General features: G+C 58.5%; 5 protein-coding genes. 4 read left to right on the top strand and 1 reads right to left on the bottom strand.

The genetic code is table 11. The features are described 5' to 3' along the window. Positions 1–72: 72 nt before the first annotated feature. The 4 genes from selA to M989_RS01525 all read left to right on the top strand — a co-directional run bounded on the left by selA (position 73) and on the right by M989_RS01525 (position 5,372). The gene (selA, locus tag M989_RS01510) at positions 73–1,464 is read left to right on the top strand and encodes an L-seryl-tRNA(Sec) selenium transferase (protein WP_064541074.1); all 1,392 of its coding nucleotides are present in this window, start codon (positions 73–75) and stop codon (positions 1,462–1,464) included. Then, entirely contained in the window at positions 1,461–3,311 is a 1,851-nt protein-coding gene (gene selB / locus M989_RS01515) for a selenocysteine-specific translation elongation factor (RefSeq protein ID WP_064541077.1), read from the top strand. The genes selA and selB overlap by 4 nt, the downstream gene beginning before the upstream one ends. A gap of 184 nt (positions 3,312–3,495) precedes the next feature. After that, entirely contained in the window at positions 3,496–4,647 is a 1,152-nt protein-coding gene (yiaY, locus tag M989_RS01520; RefSeq protein WP_064541080.1) for an L-threonine dehydrogenase, read from the top strand. Positions 4,648–4,910: 263 nt separating this feature from the next. Next, entirely contained in the window at positions 4,911–5,372 is a 462-nt protein-coding gene (locus tag M989_RS01525) for a 4Fe-4S dicluster domain-containing protein (RefSeq protein WP_064541083.1), read from the top strand. Here M989_RS01525 and M989_RS25780 read toward each other — a convergent pair. Then, positions 5,364–6,635, bottom strand: a 1,272-nt coding sequence (locus tag M989_RS25780) for a ShlB/FhaC/HecB family hemolysin secretion/activation protein (protein WP_064541085.1), incomplete at its 5' end; no start/stop codon positions are given. The two genes, M989_RS01525 and M989_RS25780, sit on opposite strands and share 9 nt — an antisense overlap.

The raw sequence follows: 6,635 nt of genomic DNA on the forward strand, positions 1-6,635 counted from the left end.
CCATTGTACAATCCCTTCCTATGAACTCCCTCTCCCGTCGGGAGGGGTAACATTTAACCGTCAGGCCTATTCATGACTACCGATACCCGTTCGCTCTATAGCCAGCTACCCGCAACCGACCGCCTGCTTCGCGATCCTGCATTCGCCCGTTTACTTGATGCCCATGGCCACTCGCAGGTGGTGGAACAGCTCCGCCAAATGCAGGATGAGGCGCGGCTGAATATTCGTGATCGGCAGGCGCTACCTGCCTGGAGCGAAGACTGGGCACAGGAGACGGCGCGACGTTTGCGTCACGATGCGCAGAGCGCGCTGCGCCCGGTGATTAACCTGACGGGTACCGTGTTGCATACCAACCTCGGACGCGCGCAGCAGGCGCAGTCGGCGATTGACGCGGTGAGCCAGGCGATGCGCGACCCGGTGACGCTGGAATACGATCTGGATGGTGCCGGGCGAGGTCATCGTGACCGGGCGCTGGCCGACCTGCTGTGTCGCTTAACCGGCGCGGAAGATGCCTGTATCGTGAATAACAATGCCGCGGCGGTGCTGCTGATGCTGGCGGCGACGGCGGCGGGCAAAGAAGTGGTGGTATCGCGGGGCGAGCTGGTGGAGATTGGCGGCGCCTTCCGCATTCCCGACGTGATGCGACAGGCGGGCTGCGTGCTGCATGAAGTCGGCACCACCAACCGTACGCATGCCAAAGACTATCGTCAGGCGGTGAACGATAACACCGCGCTGCTGATGAAGGTGCACACCAGTAACTACAGTATTGAAGGCTTTACGAAGTCGGTGGAGGAGGCCGAGCTGGCGGAAATTGGCCGCGAGCTGGGTGTACCGGTGGTGGCGGATCTCGGCAGCGGTTCGTTGGTGGATCTCAGCCGCTACGGCCTGCCGAAAGAGCCGATGCCGCAGGAGATGATCGCCGCGGGCGTTAGCCTGGTGAGCTTCTCCGGCGATAAGCTGCTGGGCGGCCCGCAGGCCGGGATCATTGTCGGTACGAAAGCGCTAATCGCCCAGTTGCAGCAGCATCCGCTGAAGCGTGCGCTGCGCGCCGATAAAATGACGCTGGCGGCGTTGGAAGCAACGCTGCGGCTGTATCTGCACCCGGAAAAACTGGCGGCAGAGCTGCCCACGCTGCGCCTGCTGAGCCGCAGCGCGCAGGCGATTAACCAGCAGGCACTGCGTCTTCGCGAACCGCTGGCCGCGCGCTACGACGACGAGTTTGCCGTTCAGGTCATGCCATGCGCGTCGCAAATCGGCAGCGGATCGCTACCTTCGGAAAGCCTGCCCAGCGCGGCTATTGCATTTACACCACTCGATGGTCGCGGCAGCCGCCTTGATGCGCTGGCTAACCGCTGGCGCAGCCTGCCCGTTCCGGTCATTGGCCGAATTTATGATGGGCGTTTGTGGCTGGATCTACGCTGCCTTGAAGATGAATCCCGTTTCCTGGAGATGTTGCTGAAATGATTATTGCCACCGCCGGTCACGTCGACCACGGCAAAACCACGCTGCTACAGGCGATTACCGGCATCAATGCCGACCGCCTGCCGGAAGAAAAATCCCGCGGTATGACTATCGATCTGGGCTACGCCTACTGGCCGCAGCCGGACGGTCGCGTGCTGGGCTTTATCGACGTACCGGGGCATGAAAAATTCCTCTCCAATATGCTGGCGGGCGTGGGCGGCATCGACCATGCGCTGCTGGTGGTGGCGTGCGATGACGGCGTGATGGCGCAGACCCGCGAGCATCTGGCGATTCTCCAGTTAACGGGTAACCCGACGCTGACGGTGGCATTAACCAAAGTCGATCGCGTCGATGCGGCACGAATCGACGACGTTCGTCGCGAAATCCTTAACGTTCTGCGTGAGTATGGTTTTGAGCAGGCTACCTTATTTGAAACGGCGGCGACGGCGGATATCGGTATTGAAGCGCTGCGCGACCATCTGCGCCAGCTGGCTGCCCGCGAGCACCCGCAACATCAGCGTTTTCGTCTGGCTATCGACCGCGCCTTTACCGTGAAGGGCGCGGGCCTGGTGGTGACCGGGACGGCGCTCTCGGGCGACGTGCGGGTTGGGGACACCCTGTGGTTGACGGGGATAGGCACACCGATGCGCGTGCGCGGGCTGCATGCGCAGAATCAGCCGGTTGAGCATGCGCACGGCGGGCAGCGTATTGCGTTAAATATCGTTGGCGCAGCGGAAAAGGGCGATATCAGCCGCGGCGACTGGCTGCTGACGGAAGCGCCGCCGGAGGCCGTTGAACGAGTTATTGTTGAGCTGCATAGCCATATTCCGCTCACCCAGTGGCAGCCGTTGCATATACACCATGCTGCCAGCCATATCACTGGCCGCGTATCGTTGCTGGAAAATAATCTTGCGGAACTGGTGCTCGATACGCCGCTGTGGCTGGCGGATAACGATCGGCTGGTGCTGCGCGATATCTCGGCGAAAATCACTCTGGCCGGCGCGCGCGTGGTGACGCTGAACTCGCCGCGTCGCGGTAAGCGTAAGCCGGAGTATCTGGCGTGGATTGCCGCGCTGGCGCTGGCGAAAACTGACGCTCAGGCGCTGGCGGTACATCTCTCTCGCGACGCGGTGAAGCTACGAGACTTTGGTTGGGCGCGTCAGCTGAGCACGCAGGGGCTGGAGCAGCTGATTGCCCAACCGGGCTTTATCCTCGCTGGCGACTGCCTGCTGGATGCGCCGCTGGCGGCACGCTGGCAGCGTAAACTGCTCGACGCGCTGGCGCTTTATCACGAGCAGCATAAAGATGAGCCCGGACCGGGGCGTGAACGCCTGCGTCGTATTGCACTGCCCATGGAAGATGAAGCGCTGGTACTCACTTTAATTGAGCAAATGCGCGAAAGCGGCGTTATTGCCAGTCATCACGGCTGGCTGCACCTGCCGGACCATAAGGCCGGGTTCACCGACGAACAGCAGGCCATCTGGCAAAAGGTCGCGCCGCTGTTTGGCGATGAACCATGGTGGGTGCGCGATCTGGCGACGCAAACCGGGACGGATGAGAATATGATGCGCGGCGTTTTACGACTGGCGGCACAGCAGGGGATGATTACCGCCATTGTGAAGGACCGCTATTATCGTAACGACCGCATCGTGGCGTTCGCCAGCATGATTCGCGAACTCGATCTGGAAAAAGGCTCCACCTGTGCGGCGGATTTCCGCGACAAATTGAACGTTGGCCGCAAGCTGGCGATTCAAATTCTGGAGTATTTCAATCGCATAGGCTTCACGCGTCGTCGCGGCAATGACCACTTATTGCGCGATGCGTTGCTGTTTCCTGACAACAAAAATTAACAAATGATTGAGAAAACTTATTAAATTCAACATTTGAATATATTTATCACTATAAATCGCGACGTTGACAACAAAATGACGCGATTTTTATTTTTCATGCAGAGAAAAGTGCTAGCCAGATCGTGTTTTAAGGGTGGGTAATGCTATAGCCTCGGGAGCCTGCTTATTAAATAAAGGAACTATCATGACTGCATCAACTTTCTTCATCCCTTCAGTGAACGTCATCGGTAACGGCGCCTTAAAAGACGCGATGAATACCATGAAAGACTACGGCTATCGCCGTGCTCTGATTGTCACTGATGCAGTTCTGAACAAGCTGGGCGTGGCGGCGGATATCCAGAAACGCCTGCAGGAATATGACATTCTGAGCGTGGTATTCGACGGTACGCATCCGAACCCGACGACCGTTAACGTGGAAGAAGGCCTGGAAATGCTGCGCGCTAATGACTGCGACTGCGTCATTTCTCTGGGCGGCGGCTCCCCGCACGACTGCGCGAAGGGGATCGCGCTGGTTGCGTCCAACGGCGGCGATATTCGTGACTATGAAGGCGTTGACCGTTCTGCTAAACCGCAGCTGCCGATGATCGCTATCAACACTACGGCGGGCACAGCGTCTGAAATGACCCGTTTCTGCATCATCACCGACGTCACGCGTCATATTAAAATGGCGATCGTCGACAAGCACGTGACCCCGGTACTGTCCGTCAACGACTCTTCCCTGATGGAAGGCATGCCGAAGGGGCTGACCGCTGCGACCGGTATGGATGCGCTGACCCACGCGATCGAAGCCTATGTGTCTATCGCGGCCACGCCGATTACCGACGCCTGTGCGTTAAAAGCGATCACCATGATTATCGATAACCTGCCGACCGCGGTTGAAAACGGCAGCAACAGCGAAGCGCGTGAAGCGATGGCCTACGCCCAGTTCCTGGCGGGTATGGCGTTCAACAACGCCTCACTGGGTTATGTTCACGCGATGGCGCACCAGTTGGGCGGTTTCTACGATCTGCCGCACGGTGTGTGCAACGCGGTCCTGCTGCCGCACGTGCAGGTGTTCAACAGCAAAGTCGCGGCCGCACGTCTGCGTGACTGTGCGCAGGCTATGCGTATCGACGTCAGCGCGATGAGCGATGAACAGGGCGCGAATGCGTGTATCGACGCGATTCGTAAACTGGCGCGTCAGGTGAACATCCCGGCGGGTCTGCGTGACCTGAACGTAAAAGAAGAGGATATCCCGGTTCTGGCGACCAATGCGCTGAAAGACGCGTGCGGTTTCACCAACCCGATCCAGGCGACGCACGAAGAGATTATGGCGATTTTCCGCGCGGCCATGTAATTCCGCTTTGGCGGTGAAAAAAGCAGAACGCTTGCGTTCTGCTTTTTTTATGCTTGTGACTCGCCCTGAAAGGGGGCGACGCGTAGCGTCAGCTCGCGAAACAGCCCGTAAACCCACCAGGAGCGCATTCAATGCCGCCTGAGGCAAACGGCTAAATTGCCTCAGGCAGATGACAAAAACGGCATATCTCCCTTGTCTGATCAAAGCGTAACCGTATGCCGCTCTGGCACTCTTAGGGTTTACTAACCGTCACGGAGAGGGGTATGAATCCGTTTATTGTCGCTGATTCCTTAAAGTGTATTGGCTGCCGGACCTGCGAAGTGGCCTGCGTGGTGGCGCATCAGGAACAGCAGGCCTGTGCCACCGTTTCGCGCGAGGCCTTTTTACCCCGTATTCGCGTGGTGAAGGGTGATGCTTTCTCAACGGCGGTGGCGTGTCATCAGTGCGAAGACGCGCCTTGCGGTAATGTTTGCCCAACGGGAGCGATAACCCGTGAAAAGGATATGATTCGGGTCGATCAGGCGTGCTGTATTGGCTGCAAGAGCTGCATGCTGGCGTGTCCGTTTGGGGCAATGACCGTGGCCGTCCAGCAGGCACGGCCACAGGCGATTAAGTGCGATTTGTGCCGCCATCGTGAGGAGGGGCCTGCCTGCGTGGCCGCCTGCCCGACGGGGGCGCTGGCCTGTATTGATGTTGGCCAGCTTGCCGCATCGCGTTTAATGTAGATTATTGAAGTTCCAGCTGAAGGTCAGGCTGTAGCGCCATTCACGGCTGCGCGTGTCGGTTGGCATATCACCGACAGGTCGCGCTGCCTCGACCGTGACGCTGTAGTGTTTGTTGTCGCCAACCATCACCCCGGTTGCTACCGATGCCAGCCGCTGATGCGGTAACCCCGGCGCGTTGAACCAGGTTTGCGCGGTATCGGCCAGTACGTAAGGCTGTACGGTGGCAATCCACGTGCTCTCCTTACGTTGATGCAGATAACGCAACTCAAGCTGGCCGCCATAACCGTAGTCACCGCTGGCTTCGCCGTCCTGGTAGCCGCGGCCAAAGCGCTGGGCACCAAAGCTGATACGTTCGGGCTCGGGCAAATCGTTATCTGACCAATCGCCTTCCAGTGAGGTGGAGAGACGCCATGTATCCGTGATCATCCACGCCGCATCGATATTGCTTTTCCATAGCGTAAACGAAAGGTCGTTGCCTTGCACCGGCGCGGCGTCGGCAAGCGAAGAGGCATTAATCCCCTGGCGCAACGTCAGCTTGCCGTTGATGCTGGCGCGGTCGAAGGCCTGAAAGCCGTTCATTCCGAGTTCGAGGGCCGGGTAGCGCACATGTGATTTTTGCGTCACGCTGCCCAACGCTTGATCGTTGACGACGGCGAGGATGTGGTTGTCGTTACGGCGGTCGGTGTAATCCACCCCGCCGTTAATATTGAACTGCCGTTTGCCGGTTAAGATCACCGGATAGCTGAACATCGCGCCACCGTTGTATTGGGTGGTTTTCTGGCGCGATTCTAAATAGCCATCGGAGAAGTTCAGCAGGCGCGAGTAGTCGCGAGGATCCTCGCGATAAAAGCTGCCCTTGAGCTGCATCATCAGTCCTTCGTCCGTCAGGAACTGTTGATAGTTCAACCCAAGATAGGATTTGCGCGTTGAGCTATCGAGCGGAATCAACGTGGCGACCCCCAATTGATCGCCGTAGCTGGTTAAATTGCTGAGTGAGCCGTTCACGAACGCCATATTCTGGCTGCGACGGGTGTCGATGGTTGAAGAGATGTCCCAGATATGCGGCTGCATACTGACGGCCTGCATCGCCGCTGCGCCGTAGATATTCTGCGGCAGCTGAGCATTCGCGTCGACGGTCACGCCCGGCGTGCGTGTCATCAGTTGGGTATAGCGGTCGAAGGTGGCCTGGGTCAGCGGTTTTTCCGCCATGATTTTTGCCGCCAGACGTTTCAGGCGTTCGGCGATATTGGGGTTATTACTCTT

It is taken from the genome of Kluyvera georgiana ATCC 51603 (assembly GCF_001654985.1).
Taxonomy (GTDB): domain Bacteria; phylum Pseudomonadota; class Gammaproteobacteria; order Enterobacterales; family Enterobacteriaceae; genus Kluyvera; species Kluyvera georgiana.